19 protein-coding genes are annotated in these 19776 nt (G+C 72.5%); 8 read left to right on the top strand and 11 right to left on the bottom strand.

Features of this window, described 5'->3' with window-relative positions:
• Nucleotides 1-74: 74 nt before the first annotated feature.
• The 8 genes from VE546_RS22375 to VE546_RS22340 all read right to left on the bottom strand — a co-directional run bounded on the left by VE546_RS22375 (nt 75) and on the right by VE546_RS22340 (nt 7026).
• Entirely contained in the window at nt 75-410 is a 336-nt protein-coding gene (locus VE546_RS22375) for a metal-sulfur cluster assembly factor (RefSeq protein ID WP_324925162.1), read from the bottom strand.
• Nucleotides 407-886, bottom strand: coding sequence for a Fe-S cluster assembly sulfur transfer protein SufU (gene sufU, locus VE546_RS22370; protein WP_324925160.1), 480 nt, complete (start codon nt 884-886; stop codon nt 407-409). Before sufU ends, VE546_RS22375 begins: the two co-directional genes overlap by 4 nt.
• Nucleotides 887-932: 46 nt before the next feature.
• Nucleotides 933-2189 carry a cysteine desulfurase gene (locus VE546_RS22365; RefSeq protein WP_324925158.1) on the bottom strand — a complete coding sequence of 419 codons (1257 nt, stop codon included), beginning with the start codon at nt 2187-2189 and terminating at the stop codon, nt 933-935.
• A gap of 136 nt (nt 2190-2325) precedes the next feature.
• Nucleotides 2326-3090: a Fe-S cluster assembly ATPase SufC gene (sufC, locus tag VE546_RS22360; protein WP_324925156.1), complete on the bottom strand. Its 765-nt coding sequence runs from the start codon at nt 3088-3090 to the stop codon at nt 2326-2328.
• Nucleotides 3091-3096: 6 nt separating this feature from the next.
• Nucleotides 3097-3456: a non-heme iron oxygenase ferredoxin subunit gene (locus VE546_RS22355; protein ID WP_324925154.1), complete on the bottom strand. Its 360-nt coding sequence runs from the start codon at nt 3454-3456 to the stop codon at nt 3097-3099.
• Entirely contained in the window at nt 3453-4634 is a 1182-nt protein-coding gene (gene sufD / locus VE546_RS22350) for a Fe-S cluster assembly protein SufD (protein ID WP_324925152.1), read from the bottom strand. Before sufD ends, VE546_RS22355 begins: the two co-directional genes overlap by 4 nt.
• A gap of 206 nt (nt 4635-4840) precedes the next feature.
• Nucleotides 4841-6262 carry a Fe-S cluster assembly protein SufB gene (gene sufB / locus VE546_RS22345; protein WP_324925150.1) on the bottom strand — a complete coding sequence of 474 codons (1422 nt, stop codon included), beginning with the start codon at nt 6260-6262 and terminating at the stop codon, nt 4841-4843.
• Nucleotides 6259-7026 (bottom strand): helix-turn-helix transcriptional regulator, encoded by a 768-nt coding sequence (locus VE546_RS22340; RefSeq protein WP_324925148.1) that lies wholly within the window; start codon nt 7024-7026, stop codon nt 6259-6261. Before VE546_RS22340 ends, sufB begins: the two co-directional genes overlap by 4 nt.
• Nucleotides 7027-7265: 239 nt before the next feature.
• On the opposite strand from VE546_RS22340, the gene VE546_RS22335 reads away from it, so the two are divergent.
• The 3 genes from VE546_RS22335 to VE546_RS22325 all read left to right on the top strand — a co-directional run bounded on the left by VE546_RS22335 (nt 7266) and on the right by VE546_RS22325 (nt 10104).
• The gene (locus VE546_RS22335) at nt 7266-8192 is read left to right on the top strand and encodes an ABC transporter ATP-binding protein (protein WP_324925146.1); all 927 of its coding nucleotides are present in this window, start codon (nt 7266-7268) and stop codon (nt 8190-8192) included.
• A gap of 80 nt (nt 8193-8272) precedes the next feature.
• Complete coding sequence (locus VE546_RS22330) at nt 8273-8998, top strand: ABC transporter permease (RefSeq protein ID WP_324925224.1); 726 nt, start codon at nt 8273-8275, stop codon at nt 8996-8998.
• A 77-nt stretch (nt 8999-9075) separates the two neighbouring features.
• Nucleotides 9076-10104, top strand: a complete 1029-nt coding sequence (locus VE546_RS22325; RefSeq protein ID WP_324925144.1) for a COX15/CtaA family protein — start codon at nt 9076-9078, stop codon at nt 10102-10104.
• On the opposite strand, the gene VE546_RS22320 is transcribed toward VE546_RS22325, so the two are convergent.
• From VE546_RS22320 to VE546_RS22310, 3 genes are all read right to left on the bottom strand, one after another.
• A complete protein-coding gene (locus VE546_RS22320; protein ID WP_324925142.1) occupies nt 10053-11159 on the bottom strand; it encodes an amidohydrolase in 1107 nt (368 codons plus the stop codon). The genes VE546_RS22325 and VE546_RS22320 overlap by 52 nt on opposite strands.
• Nucleotides 11160-11215: 56 nt before the next feature.
• Entirely contained in the window at nt 11216-11566 is a 351-nt protein-coding gene (locus VE546_RS22315) for a hypothetical protein (RefSeq protein WP_324925140.1), read from the bottom strand.
• Between the two features lie 129 nt (nt 11567-11695).
• Complete coding sequence (locus VE546_RS22310) at nt 11696-12670, bottom strand: heme o synthase (RefSeq protein WP_414720549.1); 975 nt, start codon at nt 12668-12670, stop codon at nt 11696-11698.
• Between the two features lie 434 nt (nt 12671-13104).
• On the opposite strand from VE546_RS22310, the gene tkt reads away from it, so the two are divergent.
• Genes tkt through pgl form a run of 5 tightly spaced genes read left to right on the top strand, consistent with a single transcriptional unit; the run spans nt 13105 to nt 19748 of the window.
• Nucleotides 13105-15183, top strand: a complete 2079-nt coding sequence (gene tkt, locus VE546_RS22305) for a transketolase (protein WP_324925136.1) — start codon at nt 13105-13107, stop codon at nt 15181-15183.
• Between the two features lie 35 nt (nt 15184-15218).
• Nucleotides 15219-16337, top strand: coding sequence for a transaldolase (tal, locus tag VE546_RS22300; protein WP_324925135.1), 1119 nt, complete (start codon nt 15219-15221; stop codon nt 16335-16337).
• Nucleotides 16338-16342: 5 nt separating this feature from the next.
• Nucleotides 16343-17869: a glucose-6-phosphate dehydrogenase gene (gene zwf, locus VE546_RS22295; RefSeq protein ID WP_324925133.1), complete on the top strand. Its 1527-nt coding sequence runs from the start codon at nt 16343-16345 to the stop codon at nt 17867-17869.
• Entirely contained in the window at nt 17866-18960 is a 1095-nt protein-coding gene (gene opcA / locus VE546_RS22290; protein ID WP_324925131.1) for a glucose-6-phosphate dehydrogenase assembly protein OpcA, read from the top strand. The genes zwf and opcA overlap by 4 nt, the downstream gene beginning before the upstream one ends.
• Nucleotides 18957-19748: a 6-phosphogluconolactonase gene (gene pgl, locus VE546_RS22285; protein WP_324925129.1), complete on the top strand. Its 792-nt coding sequence runs from the start codon at nt 18957-18959 to the stop codon at nt 19746-19748. Before opcA ends, pgl begins: the two co-directional genes overlap by 4 nt.
• Nucleotides 19749-19776: the final 28 nt, after the last annotated feature.

Below are 19776 nucleotides of genomic sequence, written 5' to 3'. Positions count from 1 at the left end.
GACGGGCCCGGGCCGTGTGCGTGACCGCTTCGATCGCCTCGAATTACCTCGGACGGCCTCCGGTCACCGGCGTCTCAGACGTTGAAGCCCAGGGCGCGGAGCTGCTCGCGGCCCTCGTCGGTGATCTTGTCCGGGCCCCACGGGGGCATCCAGACCCAGTTGATCCTCAGGTCGCTGACCAGGCCCTCGGTCGCCGACCTGGCCTGGTCCTCGATCACGTCGGTCAGGGGGCAGGCCGCGGACGTCAGGGTCATGTCCAGGGTGACGACGTTGGAGTCGTCGATGTGGATGCCGTAGACCAGCCCCAGGTTGACGACGTCGATGCCCAGCTCGGGGTCCACCACGTCGTACAGCGCCTCGCGGACCTCGTCCTCGCTCACCGGCTTCGTCGTGGTCGGGGTCTCGCTCATGCGGTCTTCTCCTCGACCTTCTCGTCGGTGGAGCCGCCGCCCAGCGCCTGGGCGGTGGCGTCCTTCCATGCCATCCAGCTCAGCAGGGCACACTTCACGCGTGCCGGGTACTTCGAGACCCCCGCGAACGCGACCGCGTCCTCCAGGATCTCCTCCATGGCGTCGTCCGGCTGGATCCGGCCCTTGGACTGCATCAGCTCCAGGAAGGTCTCCTGGATCCTGCGCGCCTCGTCCAGCTCCTTGCCGACCAGCAGCTCGTTCAGCACCGAGGCGCTGGCCTGGCTGATGGAACAGCCCTGCCCCTCGTAGCTGACGTCCGCGATGGTGGAGCCGTCCAGTTTCACCCGCAGCGTGACCTCGTCGCCGCACGTCGGGTTGACGTGGTGCACCTCGGCGTCACCGTCGCGGAGCCCCCGTCCGTGCGGGTGCTTGTAGTGGTCCAGGATCACGTCCTGGTACATGGAGTCAAGCTTCACGAGTCACCTTCAGCCGCTGCAGTCGTCCGTCACGGGTCGCGGAACGTCAACCGAAGAAGTTCCGCACGTGCTCCAGCCCCTCCACCAGGGCGTCGACCTCGGCGGGAGTGGAGTACAGATAGAACGACGCTCGCGTGGTCGCGGGAATTCCGTACCGCAGGCAGACCGGCCGCGCGCAGTGGTGGCCGACCCGGACCGCGATGCCCTGTTCGTCGAGCACCTGCCCCACGTCGTGGGGGTGGATGTCACCGAGCGTGAAGGAGATCGCGGCGCCGCGGTCCTCGGCCGTGGTCGGGCCGATGATCTTCAGTCCGGGGACCTCCTGCAGCCTGCCGACCGCGTACTCGGTGATCGCGTGCTCATGGGCCGCGATGCGGTCCATACCGATCGAGGTGAGGTAGTCCACGGCGGCGCCCAGCCCGACGGCCTGGGCGATCGGCGGGGTGCCCGCCTCGAACTTGTGCGGCGCGGGGGCGTAGGTGGAGGAGTGCATCGAGACGGTCTCGATCATCTCGCCGCCGCCGAGGAACGGCGGCAGGTCCTCCAGCAGCTCCTGCCGTCCCCACAGCACGCCGATGCCGGTCGGGCCGCACATCTTGTGGCCGGTGAAGGCCACGAAGTCGGCCTGGAGCGCCTGCACGTCCAGCGGCATATGCGGGGCGGCCTGCGAGGCGTCGACGACCACCAGGGCGCCGACCTCCTGGGCGCGGCGGACGATCGTCTCGACCGGGTTGAGCGTGCCCAGGATGTTGGAGACCAGCACGAACGAGACGACCTTGGTCCGCTCGGTGATGAGCTGGTCGATGTTCGACAGGTCCAGGCGCCCGTCGTCGGTCAGGCCGAACCACTTCAGCTTCGCGCCCGTGCGCTGCGCGAGGAGCTGCCACGGCACGATGTTGGAGTGGTGCTCCATCTCCGTGATGACGATCTCGGTGCGATCGTCCACGCGGTACGGCTCGTCGGCCCAGCCGAGCATGTTCGCCACGAGGTTGAGCGACTCCGAGGCGTTCTTGGTGAAGACCACCTCGTCGCGGCTCGGGGCGTTGATGAAGGCGGCGATCTTGTCGCGCGCCCCCTCGTACAGCGCCGTGGCCTCCTCGGCGAGCACGTGCACACCGCGGTGGACGTTGGCGTTGTGCCGCACGTAGTAGTCGCTCAGCGCGTCGAGCACCTGGTTCGGCTTCTGGGAGGTCGCCGCGTTGTCCAGGTACACGATCTTCTTCCCGTCGTGGACCGTGCGGTCCAGGAGGGGGAAGTCCTTGCGGATCGCCTCTGTGTCGAGAAGGCCCGGCAGCTGTGTCACGCCCTTGTTCCTCCGTTCGCCCCGCCGCTTCGGCGGCCGGGGATGTCCCCCGGCCGCAGGGCCGGGGGAATGCTGCGGTCACCCGCCCGGCGGGACCGGGCGGGGTGGTCGGTGGCCGTGGCCCCGCGCGCCTCGTTCACGCGGCCTGGCCGCCCTTCACGTAGGCCTCGTAGCCCTCTTCCTCCAGCTTGTCCGCCAGCTCCGGGCCGCCGGACTCGGCGATCCGGCCGCCCGCGAAGACGTGGACGTGATCGGGCTTGATGTAGCGCAGGATGCGCGTGTAGTGGGTGATCAGCAGGGTGCCGACCTCGCCGGTCTCGCGGACGCGGTTGACGCCCTCGGAGACGATGCGCAGGGCGTCCACGTCCAGGCCGGAGTCGGTCTCGTCGAGGATCGCGATCTTCGGCTTGAGCAGTTCGAGCTGGAGGATCTCGTGGCGCTTCTTCTCACCGCCGGAGAAGCCCTCGTTGACGTTCCGCTCGGCGAAGGCGGGGTCGATGGACAGCCGCTCCATGGCCTCCTTGACCTCCTTCACCCAGGTGCGCAGCTTGGGGGCCTCGCCGCGGATGGCGGTGGCGGCGGTGCGCAGGAAGTTGGAGACGGACACGCCCGGGACCTCGACCGGGTACTGCATGGCGAGGAAGACGCCGGCGCGGGCGCGCTCGTCGACCGTCATCTCCAGGACGTCCTCGCCGTCCAGGGTGACGGTGCCGCCGGTGACGGTGTACTTGGGGTGGCCCGCCAGCGAGTAGGCGAGGGTGGACTTGCCGGAGCCGTTGGGGCCCATGATCGCGTGCGTCTCGCCCTGCTTCACGGTCAGGTCGACGCCGCGCAGGATCTCCCGGGGGCCGTTCTCGGCCTCGACGGAGACGTGCAGGTCGTGGATCTCAAGCGTTGCCATGGGGCTTCAGGACTCCTGGGTGACGGAGACGAGCACAGCCGCGTCGGGGCCGTCTCCTTCGATCTTGACGGGGTATACGGGGACGGGACGCGTGGCGGGCGGACCGGAGGGCTTGCCGGTGCGCAGGTCGAAGCTGGAGCCGTGCAGCCAGCACTCGATCTGGCAGTCCTCCACCTCGCCCTCGGACAGGGAGACGTTGGCGTGCGAGCAGATGTCGTGGATCGCGAAGACCTCGCCCTCGGTGCGGACGAGGGAGACCGGCGTGCCGCCGACCTCCACCCGGCGGGGGGTGTCCTCCTCCAGCTCGCCGAGCGTGGCGACGCGGACGAAGCCCTCCGTGCCCGCTGTGCCTTCCGCGGTGCTCATGCGACGGACTCCTCCAGCTCCTCCTCGATCTTGGCGATCAGGCGGTCCTGGAGGTCGGGCAGGCCGATCTGCTGGACCAGTTCGGCGAAGAAGCCGCGCACCACCAGGCGGCGGGCGTCCTGCTCGGGGATGCCGCGCGCCATCAGGTAGAAGAGCTGCTCGTCGTCGAAGCGGCCGGTGGCCGAGGCGTGGCCGGCGCCCACGATCTCACCGGTCTCGATCTCCAGGTTGGGGACCGAGTCCACCCGCGCGCCGTCGGTGAGCACGAGGTTGCGGTTGAGCTCGTAGGTGTCGGTGCCGGTGGCCGAGGCGCGGATCACCACGTCGCCGATCCACACCGCGTGCGCGTCCTCGCCCTGGAGGGCGCCCTTGTAGACGACGTTGCTGCGGCAGTTCGGCGTCCCGTGGTCGACGAAGAGCCGGTGCTCCTGGTGCTGGCCGTTGTCGGTGAAGTACAGGCCGTACAGCTCGGCCTCGCCGCCCGGGCCCGCGTAGGTGACGCGGGGGTGGAGGCGCACCAGGTCGCCGCCGAAGGTGACCACCACGGACTTGAAGGTGGCGTCGCGGCCGACCAGCGCGTTGTGCTGGGCGCAGTGCACGGCCGTGTCGTCCCAGTCCTGGATGGAGACGACCGTCAGCTTGGCGCCGTCGCCGAGCACGTACTCGACGTTGGCGGCGCGCACGCCGTCGCCGGTGTGGTCGATGACGACGACGGCCTCGGCGAAGGCCCCCAGCTCGAAGACGGTGTGCCCGAAGGAGACGCCGCCCTGGCCGTGGACGCCGACCCGGATCGGCTCACCGAGCACGGTCTCCTTGGGCACGGTGACGACCGAGGCCTTCTCGAAGGAGCTGTAGGCCTGTGCCGCGACCCGGTCGACCGGCTTGCCCGCCCGGCCCAGCCGGGGGTCGTCGCGGCCGACGGTCTCGACCGTCACGCCCTCGGGCGCGGAGACCTCGACCTTGACGCCGCCGTCGGCGGTGGCGGTGCCGTCGTGCAGGCCCCGCAGCCGCTCCAGCGGAGTGAAGCGCCACTCCTCCTCACGGCCGTGCGGGACCGGGAAGTCCGCCACCTCGTAGGACGGCGGCGCGCTCATCCGGGTGGCGACGGTGGACTCGGCGGCCACCGCGATCGATCCGGAGGTGGTGGCCCCCGCCGGAATGTTCTGAGCCTCAGCCATGGCTGTCGTGTTGCTCGCTCTCTGTCGTCTGTGTCCGCTCGCCTCCGGGGGCCCTGTTCCGCCGCCGGCGCCGGTGGACCCGCGCTCCGTCGTACGCACCTGCGGTGCTCCGGTCGCTCGGTCCCGTCGCCCGCGGCGGCGGTGCCCCCTTCGGCTCGCTCACGGTCACGGGGTGGCCCCCGGGACGGGGGCTGCGGCGGGCCGGGTCAGCCGACCGCGCCCTCCATCTGCAGCTCGATCAGCCGGTTCAGCTCCAGCGCGTACTCCATCGGGAGCTCCTTGGCGATCGGCTCGACGAAGCCGCGCACGATCATGGCCATCGCCTCGTCCTCGGACAGGCCGCGGCTCATCAGGTAGAACAACTGGTCGTCGCTGACCTTGGAGACCGTCGCCTCGTGGCCCATGGTCACGTCGTCCTCGCGGACGTCGACGTACGGGTAGGTGTCCGAGCGGGAGACGGTGTCCACCAGCAGCGCGTCGCACAGCACGTTGGACTTGGAGCCCTCGGCGCCCTCGGCGATCTCGATCAGGCCGCGGTAGGAGGTGCGGCCGCCGCCCCGCGCCACCGACTTGGAGACGATGTTGGACGAGGTGTTGGGCGCCATGTGCACCATCTTGGCGCCGGCGTCCTGGTGCTGGCCCTCGCCCGCGAAGGCGATGGACAGGGTCTCGCCCTTGGCGTGCTCACCCATCAGGTACACCGCCGGGTACTTCATGGTCACCTTGGAGCCGATGTTGCCGTCGACCCACTCCATGGTCGCGCCCTCGTAGGCCACGGCGCGCTTGGTGACCAGGTTGTAGACGTTGTTCGACCAGTTCTGGATGGTCGTGTAGCGGCAGCGGGCGCCCTTCTTGACGATGATCTCCACGACCGCGGAGTGCAGCGAGTCCGACTGGTAGATCGGCGCGGTGCAGCCCTCGACGTAGTGGACGTAGGCGTCCTCGTCCACGATGATCAGCGTCCGCTCGAACTGGCCCATGTTCTCGGTGTTGATCCGGAAGTAGGCCTGGAGCGGGATGTCCACGTGCACGCCCTTGGGCACGTAGATGAACGAACCGCCGGACCACACCGCGGTGTTCAGCGCGGCGAACTTGTTGTCGCCGGCCGGGATGACGGTCCCGAAGTACTCCTGGAACAGCTCCGGGTGCTCCTTGAGCGCGGTGTCGGTGTCCAGGAAGATGACGCCCTGCTTCTCCAGGTCCTCGCGGATCTGGTGGTAGACCACCTCGGACTCGTACTGGGCGGCCACGCCGGCGACCAGGCGCTGCTTCTCCGCCTCGGGGATGCCCAGCTTGTCGTAGGTGTTCTTGATGTCCTCCGGCAGCTCGTCCCAGGACCGGGCCTGCTTCTCGGTGGACCGCACGAAGTACTTGATGTTGTCGAAGTCGATGCCGCTCAGGTCCGAGCCCCAGTTCGGCATGGGCTTCTTCTGAAAGAGCTTCAGGCCCTTCAGACGGAGCTTCAGCATCCACTCCGGCTCGGACTTCTTGGCCGAGATGTCGCGGACGACCTCCTCGGAGAGGCCGCGCTTGGCCGAGGCGCCGGCGGCGTCCGGGTCGGCCCAGCCGTACTCGTACTTGCCCAGGCCCTCCAGCTCAGGGTGGGCAGTCTCCGTGGGGAGAGTCATGCGGGGTTCCTCCCGGCTGTGCTTGCAGATGCTGTGGTGGTCTTGGGGGTGGCTCCGGGGACGGTCCCGGGGATGAACGTCGTGCACACGCCGTCGCCGTGGGCGATGGTGGCCAGACGCTGCACGTGGGTGCCGAGCAGGCGGGAGAAGACCTCGGTCTCCGCCTCGCACAGCTGCGGGAACTGTTCGGCGGCGTGGGCCACCGGGCAGTGGTGCTGACAGAGCTGCTCGCCGCTGGAGGCGGGTGCGCTGCGCGCAGTGGCAGCGTACCCGTCCCTGGACAGGGCCTCGGCCAGCACCCTGGCCCGGTCCTCGGGAGCGGCCCGCTCCAGTTCCGCCCGGTACCGCTCGGCCTGGGCGGCGACCCGGGCCCGGGCGAAGGCCGCCACCGCGGCCCTGCCCTTCTCGCCGCCGCCCGCGGCCTGCGCGATCCAGCGCAGGGCGTCGACGGCGAGCTGGTCGTAGGCCTGGTCGAACGCGCTCCGGCCGCGGTCGGTGAGCGTGAAGACCTTGGCGGGGCGGCCCCGGCCGCGCGAACCGTAGACCCGCTTCTCGCGGGGCTCCACGACGCCCTCGGCGACGAGGGCGTCGAGGTGGCGGCGGACCGCCGCCTGGGTCAGCTCCAGGCGCTGGGCCAGTTCGGCCGCGGTGGACGGGCCGTGGTCGAGTATGGAACGCGCGACCCGGTTGCGGGTGCCGTGCTGCTCCTCCGGCGCGGAGGGCGCGGGGACGCGGGCGTTGCCGGTGCCGTGCTGGGCCGCCATGACCGTTCGCGCCTCCTCACTCCATGCCGTCGCCGTTCCGCCGGGGCCGGGGAGCCGTCCCGCCGGGCGCACGTTTTTCACAACGCTATTGTTGCGTAATTCAAAGGAGCCGGGCAAGCCGCGCCCCGGACGGCCCGAATGGGATGCGTCACGTAAGGCATGCCTTACCCACGGTCCCGGCGCGACCTCCGTACGGCCCCTGGACCGCGGCGGCGTCCCGGGCTCCTAGACTCGCCCGTATGCGAGACACGGTGGCCGTCGAGGTCACAGGGCTGGTGAAGCGGTACGGGCGGCGGACCGCGGTGAACGGACTGGACCTCGCCGTCGGGCGCGGCACCGTGACCGCGGTGCTCGGCCCCAACGGGGCCGGGAAGACCACCACCATCGAGACCTGCGAGGGCTACCGCCGCCCCGACGCGGGCACCGTCCGCGTCCTGGGCCTCGACCCGGTCGCCGACGCGGCCGCCCTGCGCCCCCGGATCGGGGTGATGCTCCAGAGCGGCGGGGTCTACCCCACCGTCCGCGCCGCGGAGATGCTCCGCCACATGGCCGCGCTGCACGCCCATCCGCTGGACGTCGGCGCGCTGCTGGAGCGGCTGGGCCTGGACGGCTGCGGCCGCACCCCCTACCGGCGGCTGTCGGGCGGGCAGCAGCAGCGCCTCGCCCTGGCCATGGCCGTCGTGGGACGGCCGGAGCTGGTCTTCCTCGACGAACCGACCGCCGGCCTGGACCCACAGGCCCGCCGGGCCGCCTGGGACCTGGTGCGGGAGCTGCGCGCGGACGGTGTGACGGTGGTGCTGAGCACGCACTTCATGGACGAGGCCGAGGAACTGGCCGACGACGTCGCGATCATCGACGAGGGCCGGGTGATCGCCCGGGGCAGCCCCGAGGAGCTGTGCCGGGGCGGCGCCGAGAACACGCTGCGCTTCACCGGCCGCCCCGGGCTCGACCTGCGCTCGCTGCTCACGGCGCTGCCCACCGACACCGCCGTCGTCGAGCTGACCCCGGGCACGTACCGGCTGACCGGCACCGTCGATCCCCAGCTCCTGGCCACGGTGACGTCCTGGTGCGCGCAGAACGGGGTGATGCCGGAGCGGATCTCGGTCGGACGGCGCACCCTGGAGGACGTCTTCCTGGAACTGACGGGCAAGGAGCTGAGGTCGTGAACGCGAGGACGGCCGGGGGCGCGGAAACGGCCGGGCGGGGCACCTACGCCCCCCGGCCGGGTGCCGCACCGCTCCCGAGGATGATCGCCGCGCAGGCCGCGCTGGAGACGCGGCTGCTGCTGCGCCACGGCGAGCAGTTGCTGCTGACGGTCGTCATCCCGACGCTGCTGCTGGTGCTGTTCAGCTCCGTGGACATCGTGAACCTCGCGGACGCCGGCGGCGGCGAGCGCGTGGACTTCCTGGCGCCGGGCGTGCTGGCGCTGGCCGTGCTCTCCACCGCCTTCACCGGCCAGGCCATCTCCACCGGTTTCGAGCGGCGCTACGGCGTGCTCAAGCGGCTGGGCGCCTCGCCGCTGCCGCGGTGGGGGCTGATGACCGCCAAGACGTGCGCGGTGCTGGTCACCGAGGCGCTGCAGGTGGTGCTGCTGACCTCGGTCGCCCTCGCGCTGGGCTGGTCGCCGCGGGGCGGCCCGGCGGCCGTGGCGCTGCTGCTGATCGCCGGGACGGCCGCCTTCTCGGGGCTCGGACTGCTGATGGCCGGGACGCTCCGGGCCGAGGCGACGCTGGCCGCGGCCAACCTCGTCTTCGTCCTGCTGCTGGTCGGCGGCGGGGTGGTCGTACCGCTGGAGAGGTTCCCCGCCCCGGTGCGCGGGGTGCTGGAGTGGCTGCCGATCTCCGCGCTCTCCGACGGGCTGCGGGACGTGCTGCGCGACGGCGCCGGGATGCCGTGGGGGAACCTGGCCGTCCTCACGGTGTGGGCGGTGGCCGGCCTGGCCGCCGCGGCCCGCTTCTTCCGCTGGGAGTGACGGCGGGGACGGGACGGTCCCCCTCCCTCGCGTCCCCCTCGTGAAACGTCGCACAAGCGCACGCCTACGATGGGTCCGTGCCCAATCTGCTCACATTCGCGCGGAACCCCGTCGCGTACATCGCCGAGCGCTGGACCCCCGCCCAGCGCATCCTGGAGCGCGCCACCCTGGCCGCGCTCGTCATGAGCGTGGTCATCGTGGTCACCGGCGGGGTGGTGCGGCTGACCGGCTCGGGGCTGGGCTGCGAGACCTGGCCCAAGTGCAGCAGTGACAGCCTGGTCGCCACGCCCGAGATGGGCCTCCACGGCGCCATCGAGTTCGGCAACCGCCTGCTGACGTACGTGCTGTGCGCCGCCGTCGGCTGGGCGATCGTCGCGGCGCGCTCCGCCGAGCCGCGCCGCCGGGGGCTGTCGCGGCTGGCCTGGACGCAGTTCTGGGTGGTCGTGGCCAACGGCCTGATGGGCGGCGTGACCGTCCTGATGGAGCTGAACCCGTACACCGTCGCCGCGCACTTCCTGCTCGCCACCGTGCTGCTCACGGTCGCCACGGTGACCTGGCTGCGCTCGCGCGAGGGCGACGAGGGGCCGCGCCCGCTGGCGGGGCTGCGGATCAGGCAGCTCGCGGGGGTGCTGACGGCCGTGGCCGCGGCGCTGATCGTCGTCGGCACCATGGTGACCGGCGCGGGCCCCCACGCGGGCGACAGCAGCGACGTGCCGCGGATGGGCGTGGACTGGGAGCTGACCGCCCGGGCGCACGCCCTGCTCGCCTGGGCCGTGGTGGGGCTGACGGTGCTGCTGTGGCTGGCGCTGCGCGCCGTGGACGCCCCCCGGGGCCCGCTGGCCCGTGCCCGGGAGCTGCTGCTGGTGCTGCTGGCGCAGGGGGCGATCGGCTACGTCCAGTACTTCACCGAGCTGCCCGAGGTGCTGGTCGCGCTCCACCTGTTCGGCTCCTGCCTGGTGTGGATCGCCGTCCTGCGGATGCTGCTGTCGCTGCGCGAGCGCGGCCTGCCGCCCGCGGCCGCTCCCGCCGGGGACTCCGCTCCCGCCGTGGGGGCTCAGCCCGCGGGCAGCGCCCCGGCCGGGGCCGGCGCCTCGTCCAGCCGGTAGACGCGGCGGGCGTTCCCGCCGCCGACCAGCGCGGCGATCCGCCGCGCGTCCTGCCGGGTGCAGTCGCCCTCCTCCGTCCAGGCCGACAGCAGCCGGTCCATCGCCCGGGTGAACAGTCTCGCCCTCACCACGTACAGCTCCGGCAGCGCCCGGGCCCCGGTGGAGAACAGCAGCTTGCCGAACGGCGCCTCCTCCAGGGTCTCGGCCGGGCGCGGCCCGACGTCGGCGTAGACGTGGGGGAAGGCCGCGGCCAGCCGTGCCGCGGCGCGGTGGTGCGGGGGGCTCGGCAGCAGGACCACCGGTCTGCCGAGCCCGGCGGTGGCCCGCAGGAAGCCGGTGAGCGGCCCGGGGTCGGCGCAGCGCAGTTGCACCGGGCGGCCGGTGGCCAGCGCGCCCCACAGCAGGTGGCGGACGAGTACGGGTTCGGTGCGGCGCCCCCGGTCGCGCAGCCGGCGTCCGGCCGCGCGGCGCACCTCGCCCGGGCCGGGCGGCGAGCCCTCCAGGAAGCCGCCGTCGGAGACGAAGGCGACGGCGGTGCGGGCGGCCGCGTGCAGCGCCTCGGCGATGCCGGAGACGAACGCGGCGACCGTGCCGGAGGCGTCCGCGACCCGGGCGGCCAGTTGCTCCAGGGGAACGATCCGGTGGACGCCCTGGCCGGCGGAGCGGTCGGCGACGGCGGCCAGCTCGTCGGCGCCGGTGGGGCCGGCGGGGCCCGGTCCGTCCGGGCCGCCGGGGCTCGGGGGGTCGGCGGGCCCGTCGGTGGCCAGGAACGTCCCGATGCCGCTGCCGCGCAGCAGCGCCCGCCCCGCGGCGTACGCGCCCAGCTCGCGGCGGCGGGCCAGGTAGCGGACGGGTGCGCAGTGCGCCTCCAGGCCCAGCAGCGGCGGGCACCAGCGCCGCACCGCCAGGCCGAGCCGGGTGTCGAAGGACGTTCCCCCGGGCGGGCGGGCGCCGCCCCCGCCGCCGGTGGCGGCGGCCAGCCACGCCTCGAAGCCCGCCAGCCCCACCTCCCCGTGGAGGACTCCGCGGCCGTGGTGGTCGACGAGGGGCTCCATGCCCGGTTCAACGCCCGGGGGCCCGCCGGGTGTCGGCGCGGTGCCGGGGCGCCGCCTCAGCGGTTCTCCGGACCGCCGAGCTGGATGCCGGCCATGCGCTCCCACTCGTAGGGGCCGGTGCGGATGCGGGCGGCGAGGTCGCCGTCGAGGGTCTCGTGGACGGTGATCCCGGCCTTCTCGGCGGCCCGCTCGGCGATCTCCTTGGAGGGGGCCACCAGGTCGCCCCAGCCGCCGTCGGCGCCGACGAGGACGATCCGCACGCCGCGCCGGCCGAGGTGCGCGATCTGGCCGTCGGCGCTGCCGCCGCGCTCCTTGGCGAACGCGGTGATCTCCTTGGCGAGCCTGGCCGCCCACCGCTCGGCCCGGGCGCCGGACCTGGTCTCTTCCGCCTGCTGCGTGCTGTCCATGCACAAGATGCTACCGATGGGTAGATCGGCTGGCGACCGCCGTGCCGGGTGGCCTGCGCCACGCCGCCGTCACGCCACCGTCATACCGCCGTCATGCCACCGCCGCGGCGCGGGAGCGCCGCGGCGCCGTCACCGCAGGAACGGGTCCACCGCCACCGCCACGAACAGCAGCGACACATAGGTGATGGACCAGTGGAACAGCCGCATCTCCTTGAGCTTCGGCCCGGTGACCCCGGCCTTGGCGCGGGACTGGAGGGCGTGCGCCTCCTTCAGCCACCAGCCGCCCGCGGCGACCGCGACCAGCGGGTAGAACCAGCCGACGTACCCCAGCGGCCACAGGGCCAGCGAGACGGCGACCATCACCCAGCTGTAGATCACGATCTGCCGGGCCACGACCTTGTTGCTCGCGATGACCGGGAGCATCGGGACGCCGACGCGCGCGTAGTCCTCCCGCACCTTCATCGACAGCGGCCAGTAGTGCGGCGGCGTCCAGAAGAAGATCACCAGGAAGAGGACGACGGCGGCCCAGCTCACCTCGTTGGTCACCGAGGACCAGCCGATGAGGACGGGCATGCAGCCCGCGATGCCGCCCCAGACGATGTTCTGGGAGGTGCGCCGCTTGAGGAGCATCGTGTAGACGACGACGTAGAACAGGAGGGCACCCAGGGACAGGGCGGCCGAGAGCCAGTTGACCAGCAGGCCGAACCACGCCGTGGAGACCACGGCCAGGGTGATGCCGAAGGCCAGGGCCTCACCCGGTGAGACGATCCCGGTCACCAGCGGACGCCGCTCGGTGCGGTGCATCAGCGCGTCGATGTCCCGGTCGAGGTACATGTTCAGCGCGTTGGCACCGCCCGCCGACAGGTAGCCGCCGACGCAGGTGGCCAGCACCAGCCACAGGTCGGGGACGCCCTGCGCGGCGAGGAACATCACCGGAATGGTGGTGATCAGCAGCAGCTCGATGATCCGCGGCTTGGTCAGCGCCACGAAGCCCTTGATACGGGCCCCGAGCGGCCGGTGTGCTGGGCTCGGATCGAGCTCCCCCACGGCCCTTCGGGCGTGGGCGGTACCCCCACCCGCGGGACGGGATTCGACGGCCGTCACGGACACCCCTGATCACGATGCGACATGTGCGGCTCGCGCCGCATGGGACAAGCGAGGCCGGGCAGGCGCCCGGGACGACTCGCACGTACCACGCCACTGTAGACGCTGGCCATACGCCGCTCCGCCCCGGGGTGGCCCGTGTTGGCCCGCACCGCGCGGGAGGGGCGGCCCGGGAGCGGCACGGGGGCGGTGCGGCACCGCGGCGGGCCTTCCGCGCTCAGGTGCGCTCCGTGGTCGTCACCTGCTCGGAAAACGCCCAGCACCCGCCCGGTTCCGGGGGTTTCGGCCGCCGCTTCCCCGGCCGCCTCCCCCGGGGAACACGCAAAGGCCGATCGACCGAAATGGGGGGACAGTGGCGGGGGTACGCTCGACACCGCCCGGTGTGACCCAACCGACACCGGCCTTCGACATGTGGAGAGGAGCCCTGAGGCAGGGTGAGCACCAAGCCGACCACCACAGACCTCGAGTGGACCGAACTGGATCAGCGGGCTGTCGACACCGCCCGAGTCCTGGCCATGGACGCCGTGCAGAAAGTCGGCAACGGCCACCCCGGCACGGCCATGAGCCTGGCGCCCGCCGCCTACCTGCTCTTCCAGAAGCTGATGCGGCACGACCCGTCGGACCCGCAGTGGACGGGACGGGACCGGTTCGTCCTCTCCCCGGGCCACACCAGCCTGACCCTCTACATCCAGCTCTACCTGTCCGGTTACGGACTGGAGCTGGACGACCTCAAGGCCTTCCGCACCTGGGGCAGCAAGACCCCCGGCCACCCGGAGTACGGCCACACCGTCGGCGTCGAGACCACCACCGGGCCGCTCGGCCAGGGCATCGCCAACGCCGTGGGCATGGCGATGGCCGCCCGCTACGAGCGCGGCCTGTTCGATCCGGACGCCGCCCCGGGCACCTCCCCGTTCGACCACACCATCTGGGCGATCGTCTCCGACGGCGACCTGGAGGAGGGCGTCTCGGCCGAGGCGTCCTCGCTGGCCGGCCACCAGAAGCTGGGCAACCTCATCGCCCTGTACGACGACAACCACATCTCGATCGAGGGCGACACCGCGACCGCGATGAGCGAGGACGTCCTGGCGCGGTACGAGGCGTACGGCTGGCACGTCCAGCGCATCGAGCAGGCCCCCAACGGGGACTTCGACGTGCACGCCCTGTACGCGGCCCTGAAGGCGGCCCGGGAGGAGACCGAGCGCCCCTCGATCATCGCCGCCCGCACGATCATCGCCTGGCCCGCGCCGAACGCGCAGAACACCGAGGCCGCGCACGGTTCCGCGCTCGGCGCCGAGGAGGTCGCCGCCACCAAGCGGGTGCTGGGCTTCGACCCCGAGAAGCACTTCGAGGTGGCCGACGAGGTCCTGGCGCACGCCCGCAAGGTCACCGACCGGGGCCGCGAGGCGCGCGCCGAGTGGGACAAGCGGTTCGCCGAGTGGCGCGAGGCCAACCCCGGGCGCGCCGCCGAGTTCGACCGGATCGCCGCGGGGAAGCTGCCCGAGGGCTGGGAGGAGGCGCTGCCCACCTTCCCGTCGGGCAAGGACGTGGCGACCCGCAAGGCGTCCGGTGCCGTGCTCAAGGCGCTGGGCGGGGTGATCCCCGAGCTGTGGGGCGGCTCCGCGGACCTGGCCGGCTCGAACAACACCACCATCGACGCCTCCTCGTCCTTCCTGCCGGCGGACAACCCGCTGCCGGAGGCGAACCCGTACGGCCGCACGATCCACTTCGGCATCCGCGAGCACGCCATGGGCTCGACCATGAACGGCATCGCGCTGCACGGCAACACCCGGATCTACGGCGGCACCTTCCTGGTGTTCTCCGACTACATGCGCCCGGCGGTGCGGCTGGCGGCGCTGATGAAGCTGCCGGTCACCTACGTGTGGACGCACGACTCCATCGGCCTGGGCGAGGACGGCCCGACCCACCAGCCGGTGGAGCACCTGGCCGCGCTGCGCGCCATCCCGGGCCTGAACGTGGTCCGCCCGGCCGACGCCAACGAGACGGCCATCGCCTGGCGCGAGGTCATGCGCCGCCACGGCGACCGCCCGGCCCCGCACGGCATCGCCCTCACGCGGCAGAACGTGCCGACCTACGAGCCGAACGAGGACGCCGCCCGCGGCGGGTACGTGCTGCTGGAGGCCGAGGGCGGGGAGCCCCGGGTCGTCCTCATCGCCACCGGTTCGGAGGTGCAGCTGGCCGTCGCCGCCCGCGAGACGCTCCAGGCCGAGGGCGTGCCCACCCGGGTGGTGTCGATGCCGTGCCTGGAGTGGTTCGAGGAGCAGGACCGGACGTACCGCGAGAGCGTGCTGCCGCCGTCGGTGAGGGCGCGGGTGGCCGTCGAGGCCGGTGTCGGCCTGACCTGGTACCGGTACGTCGGTGACGCGGGCCGGGTCGTCTCCCTGGAGCACTTCGGCGCCTCGGCCGACTACAAGGTGCTCTTCCGCGAGTTCGGCCTGACCCCGGAGGCCGTGGTCGCCGCCGCCCGGGAATCAATCGACGCCGCCGCGAGCTGACGCCAACAGGCAACGAAGTAGGAGATGCATTTCCCATGACAGACGCACTCAAGCGCCTGACCGACGAAGGCGTCGCCATCTGGCTGGACGACCTGTCGCGCCACCGCATCACGTCCGGCAACCTCGCCGAACTGCTCGACGAGCAGCACGTCGTGGGTGTGACCACCAACCCGTCGATCTTCCAGAAGGCCATCTCCGAAGGCCACGGCTACGACCAGCAGCTCGCCGACCTCGCCTCGCGCGGGGTGACGGTCGAGGAGGCCCTCCGGATGATCACCACCGCCGACGTCCGGGACGCGGCCGACGTGCTGCGCCCGGTCTTCGACGCCACCGGGGGTCTGGACGGCCGGGTCTCCATCGAGGTGGACCCGCGGCTGGCCCACGCCACGCAGCCGACGGTCGCCGAGGCCAAGCAGCTCGCCTGGCTGGTGGACCGCCCCAACACCTTCATCAAGATCCCCGCCACCCGGGCCGGGCTCCCGGCGATCACGGAGACCATCGCCGCGGGCATCAGCGTCAACGTCACGCTGATCTTCTCCATCGAGCGCTACCGGATGGTGATGAACGCCTACCTGGAGGGCCTGGAGAAGGCCAGGGAGAAGGGCCTGGAGCTGTCCGGGATCCACTCCGTGGCGTCGTTCTTCGTCTCCCGGGTGGACACCGAGGTCGACAAGCGGCTGACCGCCCTGGGGACCGAGGAGGCCCTGGCGCTGAAGGGCAAGGCGGCGCTGGCCAACGCCCGGCTGGCGTACCAGGCGTACGAGGAGTTCGTCGCCTCCGACCGCTGGACGGCCCTGGAGTCCGCCGGCGCCAACCGGCAGCGCCCGCTGTGGGCCTCCACGGGCGTCAAGGACCCGAACTACCCCGACACCCTCTACGTCACCGAGCTGGTCGCCCCCGGCACCGTGAACACCATGCCGGAGGCCACCTTGCGGGCCGTCGCCGACCACGGCGAGATCACCGGCGACACCGTGCGCGGCACCTACGAGCAGGCCCGGGCCGACCTCGACGCGATCGCCAAGCTCGGCATCGACTACGACGAGGTCGTCGAGCTGCTGGAGGCCGAGGGCGTCGAGAAGTTCGAGAAGTCCTGGAACGACCTCCTGGCCTCCACCGAGGCGGAGCTGAAGCGCCTCGCCCCGAAGGAGGCGTAACGCAGGTGAGCAGCGCAGCCAACCCGCTGCGTGACGCACAGGACCGACGGCTCCCGCGCATCGCGGGGCCGTCGGGCCTGGTGATCTTCGGCGTCACGGGCGATTTGTCGCGAAAAAAGTTGATGCCGGCCGTCTACGACCTCGCCAACCGGGGCCTGCTGCCCCCGGGTTTCTCCCTCGTCGGCTTCGCCCGCCGCGACTGGGAGGACCAGGACTTCTCCCAGGTCGTGCACGACGCCGTCAAGGAGCACGCCCGCACCCCCTTCCGCGAGGAGGTCTGGCGGCAGCTCAGCGACGGCATGCGGTTCGTGCCGGGCGTCTTCGACGACGACGAGGCGTTCCGCAAACTGCGGTCCACCATCGAGGAGCTGGACAAGTCCCGCGGCACGGGCGGCAACTTCGCCTTCTACCTCTCGGTGCCCCCGAAGTTCTTCCCCACCGTCCTGGAGCAGCTCAAGAAGCACGGGCTGTCCGACGCCCCGGAGGGCTCCTGGCGCCGCGCGGTCATCGAGAAGCCCTTCGGCCACGACCTGGCCAGCGCCCAGGAGCTCAACCGGCTCGTCCACCAGGTCTTCCGCCAGTCCGACGTCTTCCGGATCGACCACTACCTGGGCAAGGAGACCGTCCAGAACATCCTGGCGCTGCGCTTCGCCAACACGATGTTCGAGCCGCTGTGGAACCGCAGCTACGTCGACCACGTGCAGATCACGATGGCCGAGGACATCGGCATCGGCGGCCGCGCGGGCTACTACGACGGCATCGGCGCCGCGCGGGACGTCATCCAGAACCACCTGCTCCAGCTCCTGGCCCTGACCGCGATGGAGGAGCCCTCCTCCTTCGACGCCAAGGCGCTGGTCACCGAGAAGCTCAAAGTGCTCAACGCCGTGCGGCTGCCGAAGGACCTGGGCCGGTACACCGTGCGCGGGCAGTACCAGGCGGGCTGGCAGGGCGGCCGGAAGGTGCCCGGCTACCTGGAGGAGGAGGGCATCGACCCGGACTCCCGGACCGACACCTACGCCGCCCTCAAGCTGGAGATCGACAACCGCCGCTGGGCGGGCGTCCCCTTCTACCTGCGCACGGGCAAGCGGCTGGGCCGCCGGGTCACCGAGATCGCGGTGGTCTTCCAGCGCGCGCCCTACTCCCCCTTCGACGCCACCGACACCCGGGAGCTGGGCCAGAACGCCCTGGTCATCCGGGTGCAGCCGGACGAGGGCGTGACGATCCGGTTCGGCTCCAAGGTGCCCGGCACCTCGATGGAGATCCGGGACGTGACGATGGACTTCGCCTACGGCGAGTCCTTCACCGAGTCCAGCCCCGAGGCGTACGAACGGCTCATCCTGGACGTGCTGCTGGGCGACGCCAACCTCTTCCCCCGGCACCAGGAGGTCGAGCGGTCCTGGGAGATCCTCGACCCGGTGGAGGAGTACTGGGAGACGCACGGCAGGCCCGAGCCGTACACCGCCGGGACCTGGGGGCCCCAGGCGGCCGACGAGATGCTCGCACGCGACGGACGGAGCTGGCGGCGGCCATGAACATCGACCTCACGGACACCACGTCCGGCCAGATCAACGCGGCCCTGGTGCAGGCGCGGCGGGCGATGGGCACCCCGGCCGTCGGCATGGTGCTCACGCTCGTCATCGTCACGGACGAGGGCAGCCACTACGACGCGCTGAAGGCCGCCAGCGAGGCGTCCAAGGAGCACCCCTCGCGGATCCTCGTCGTCATCCGGCGCCCGGGACGCTCCCCCCGGGACCGGGCCACGGCCCGGCTCGACGCCGAGGTGCGGGTGGGCGGCGAGACCGGTTCCGGGGAGACGGTCCTGCTGCGGCTCCACGGCGAGCTGGCCTCCCAGGCCCACAGCGTCGTCCTGCCCCTGCTGCTGCCGGACGCGCCGGTGGTCGTCTGGTGGCCCGCCGACGCGCCCGAGCAGCCTTCGAAGGACCCGCTGGGCGTGCTCGCCCAGCGCCGGATCACCGACGCGGCCGAGACCGAGGACCCGGTGGCGGCGATCGGCCTGCGCGCCCGGACGTACGCGCCCGGCGACACCGACCTGGCCTGGACCCGCGTCACCCTCTGGCGCAGCGTGCTGGCCGCCGCCCTGGACCAGAAGCAGGCCCGGGTCGAGCGGGCGATGGTCGAGGGCGAGGCGTACAACCCCAGCACCGAGCTGCTGGCGCTCTGGCTCGCCGACCGCCTGGCCGTCCCCGTCGACCGCGTGATCTCCGACGGCCCGGGCATCACGGCCGTACGGCTGGTGACGGACGAGGGCGAGATCTGCCTGTACCGCGGCGACGGCTCGCTGGCCCGCCTCTCGGTGCCCGACCAGCCCGACCGCAACGTGGCCCTCCACCGGCGCTCCACGGCCGAGCTGATCGCGGAGGAGCTGCGGCGGCTGGACCCGGACGAGACCTACGCGCGGGCGGTCCGCTTCGGCACCGACCGGCTGAGCGGCCGGGGAGCGGGAGCGGACTCCGCCGCCGGCGGGGACGCCGGGGAGACCGGGAGCACCGGGGACGGCGGCGCGGAGGCCGGCGAAGAAACGGGCGAGGGGAAGGGCGAGGGGACCAGGGCCAGGAAGACGGCCGGGGCCGGGAAGCGCTCCGGAAGGACGGCCGCCCGATGACCGCTTCCGAACCGGCTCCCCCGCAGGTCGTCGTCCACCCCGACACGGAGCGGATGGCCCGGGCCACGGCGGCGCGCCTGATCACCTCCCTGGTGGAGGCGCAGACCGCCCGCGGCGAGGCCTCCGTCGTCCTGACCGGCGGCCGCAACGGCAACGCCCTGCTGGCGGCCCTGGCCCAGGCACCGGCACGGGACGGCGTGGACTGGTCCCGCGTGGACCTGTGGTGGGGCGACGAGCGGTTCCTGCCCGACGGCGACCCGGACCGCAACCACACCCAGGCCCGCCGGGCGTTCCTGGACGCCGTCCCCCTGGACCCGGCACGCGTCCACCCGATGCCCGCCTCCGACGGCCCGCACGGGGACGACGTGGAGGCGGCGGCCGGGGCGTACGCGGCGGAGCTCGCCGCGGCGGCGGAGCGGGGCGGTCACCCGGGCGACCGGGTGCCGCCCTTCGACGTCCTGCTGCTGGGGCTGGGGCCGGACACCCACGTGGCCTCGCTCTTCCCGGACCACCCGGCCGTACGGGAGGACGGGCGCACGGTCGTCGGCGTCCGGAACGCCCCCAAGCCGCCGCCGACCCGGATCTCCCTCACGCTCCCGGCCCTCCGGACGGCCCGGGAGGTCTGGCTGCTGGCGGCGGGCGAGGACAAGGCGGAGGCGGCGGCCACCGCGCTGGCGGCCACGGACCCGCTCCGGACCCCCGCCGCGGGCGCCCGGGGCCGCTCGCGCACCCTGTGGATCCTCGACGAGGCGGCGGCGGCCGGCCTGCCGGCCTCGGCGCGGGACTGACCCGGCGCCCCGGCCGACCCGCCCGTAC

The organism is Streptomyces sp. (assembly GCF_035644915.1).
Classification (GTDB): Bacteria; Actinomycetota; Actinomycetes; order Streptomycetales; family Streptomycetaceae; genus Streptomyces.
The sequence above is the reverse complement of the archived record's forward strand: the minus strand, read 5'-3'. Positions and strand labels throughout refer to the sequence as shown.

Bases quoted from the DNA above. Each gene is read 5' to 3' on its own strand.
- opcA (WP_324925131.1), top strand. From the start codon at position 17,866: ATGAACATCGACCTCACGGACACCACGTCCGGCCAGATCAACGCGGCC.
- VE546_RS22335 (WP_324925146.1), top strand. From the start codon at position 7,266: ATGCGAGACACGGTGGCCGTCGAGGTCACAGGGCTGGTGAAGCGGTAC.
- sufB (WP_324925150.1), bottom strand. From the start codon at position 6,262: ATGACTCTCCCCACGGAGACTGCCCACCCTGAGCTGGAGGGCCTGGGC.
- tal (WP_324925135.1), top strand. From the start codon at position 15,219: ATGACAGACGCACTCAAGCGCCTGACCGACGAAGGCGTCGCCATCTGG.
- VE546_RS22330 (WP_324925224.1), top strand. From the start codon at position 8,273: ATGATCGCCGCGCAGGCCGCGCTGGAGACGCGGCTGCTGCTGCGCCAC.
- pgl (WP_324925129.1), top strand. From the start codon at position 18,957: ATGACCGCTTCCGAACCGGCTCCCCCGCAGGTCGTCGTCCACCCCGAC.
- sufC (WP_324925156.1), bottom strand. From the start codon at position 3,090: ATGGCAACGCTTGAGATCCACGACCTGCACGTCTCCGTCGAGGCCGAG.
- VE546_RS22315 (WP_324925140.1), bottom strand. From the start codon at position 11,566: ATGGACAGCACGCAGCAGGCGGAAGAGACCAGGTCCGGCGCCCGGGCC.
- VE546_RS22355 (WP_324925154.1), bottom strand. From the start codon at position 3,456: ATGAGCACCGCGGAAGGCACAGCGGGCACGGAGGGCTTCGTCCGCGTC.
- VE546_RS22375 (WP_324925162.1), bottom strand. From the start codon at position 410: ATGAGCGAGACCCCGACCACGACGAAGCCGGTGAGCGAGGACGAGGTC.
- VE546_RS22340 (WP_324925148.1), bottom strand. From the start codon at position 7,026: ATGGCGGCCCAGCACGGCACCGGCAACGCCCGCGTCCCCGCGCCCTCC.
- VE546_RS22320 (WP_324925142.1), bottom strand. From the start codon at position 11,159: ATGGAGCCCCTCGTCGACCACCACGGCCGCGGAGTCCTCCACGGGGAG.
- sufD (WP_324925152.1), bottom strand. From the start codon at position 4,634: ATGGCTGAGGCTCAGAACATTCCGGCGGGGGCCACCACCTCCGGATCG.